The 1,567-nt window shown below is 58.5% G+C and carries 2 protein-coding genes; one reads left to right on the forward strand and one right to left on the reverse strand.

Annotated features, from left to right (window positions below):
* Positions 1 to 74: 74 nt before the first annotated feature.
* Positions 75 to 209 carry a hypothetical protein gene (locus GWG54_RS21245; RefSeq protein WP_312854314.1) on the reverse strand — a complete coding sequence of 45 codons (135 nt, stop codon included), beginning with the start codon at positions 207 to 209 and terminating at the stop codon, positions 75 to 77.
* A 58-nt stretch (positions 210 to 267) separates the two neighbouring features.
* Between GWG54_RS21245 and GWG54_RS20480 the strand changes: the two genes are divergently transcribed.
* A complete protein-coding gene (locus GWG54_RS20480; RefSeq protein ID WP_167939474.1) occupies positions 268 to 1,560 on the forward strand; it encodes an RNA-guided endonuclease TnpB family protein in 1,293 nt (430 codons plus the stop codon).
* Positions 1,561 to 1,567: the final 7 nt, after the last annotated feature.

Below are 1,567 nucleotides of genomic sequence, written 5' to 3' on the forward strand. Positions count from 1 at the left end.
TCTTGCGGTAGCGAGGAAACCCCGCCCCAAGGGGCGGGGAGGAATCGCGTTCGTCCGTGTCTCAACTCGCCCTGCTATGCCTCCCCGGTGTCCAACGCTTCCGCGCCTTCGAGCATCAGCCCCTTCCAGGTGTAGCCTCGCTTGTCTTTGATCTCTTTCAACCGCTCGTACTGTTCGTCGTCTACCTCGAAGCGGATTGACTTGCTCACACATGTTTATCGTATCAGTGTAATTTATGTGCATCGGTCGTGTAGTCTGTACTGTCGAATGGTCGCCGGAACTACCGCCACGAAAACGCTCGAAGCCACACTTGCTCCGCCCACCACTGGCAAAGAGCAACGGCTCGAGTGTACCGTGGCGACCTACCGCCGTGCCCTTTCGGACGCCTTTGAGAGTGGCGCGGACACACAAACGGCGGTCAACGACGTCGTCACGCCCTACACGCTCACGTCCTACGCGAAGGACGCGCTCAAGAACTACGTCCCGAAGCTTCGGGATACGTACAACGCGTCGGAGATCAAAGACGATCACCCGGTTCGATTCACGAACCGCGGATTCACTCTCGACCACTCCGACGATCGAAAGCACGAGTTCTGCTGGCGCGTCCCGCAGGCCGGGCGTGGCAACGCCTTCTGGATTCCGCTTCGGATCAACCCCGAACAGGAATCGCTCTGGTTCGACCTGCTCGACGAGGACGTGGTGGTCGGCGAGTTCCGACTGCAACAGCACCGAACCAATTGGGTGTTGCACGTCACCGTCGAGTATGAGGTAGCCGAGCCAGAGATCTCGGACGACCCGACTCGAATTGGCTTCGATATCGGCGAGTCTAAACTGCTGACGGGCTGTGCCTGTCAGAACGACACTCCAATCCAACCGTACATCTACGACGGCGGACGTGCGCGGGCACTCCGGAAGGAAATGCACACGACCCTGAAGCGCCTCCAAGAGCGTGACGCTGAGCAGTGGCGAATGGACGAACGTTTCGACCACTACCAGAACGCGTTGACGGATCTTATTGAGAAGGCGTCTCGAGAAGCCGTCGAGTATGCCAAGTCCTTCGATGACCCGGTGATCGTACTCGAGGACCTGTCGTACATCCGTAAGAATCTGGATTACGGAAAGTACATGAATCGGCGTTTGCACTCGTGGGCGTTTGCCCGACTCACCGACCGGATCGAGGACAAGGCCCTCGAAGCCGGCATCCCGGTCGAGTTCGTGAACCCGCGCTACACGTCCCAGACGTGCCACGCCTGTGGTCACATCGGTCGTCGTGGGTCGCAAGCCGAGTTCACGTGTACGAATCGGGAGTGTTGGGTCACGGAGTATCAAGCAGATATTAACGCAAGTGCGAACATTGCACGTCGCGTTGACCCGTGGGGAGAGAGCGTTCCTTGGAAACCGGAACGCAATGACTTCTTGGAAGACTCCGTCTTCCAATGGTCGGAAAATCGGAGATTTTCCTCGACGCCTCAGGATGGGAGCGGTAGTGACACCGCCACAGGACACCGCACGCCGAGTCGGCAATCCCGACAAACGACGCTTGCGGTCTTCGAGTCCTGAAACCTCC

The organism is Natronococcus sp. JC468, assembly GCF_012163165.1.
Taxonomy (GTDB): domain Archaea; phylum Halobacteriota; class Halobacteria; order Halobacteriales; family Natrialbaceae; genus Natronococcus; species Natronococcus jeotgali.

Excerpts from the sequence above, each read along its gene's own strand:
- GWG54_RS20480 (WP_167939474.1), top strand. The coding sequence starts at position 268 with ATGGTCGCCGGAACTACCGCCACGAAAACGCTCGAAGCCACACTTGCT.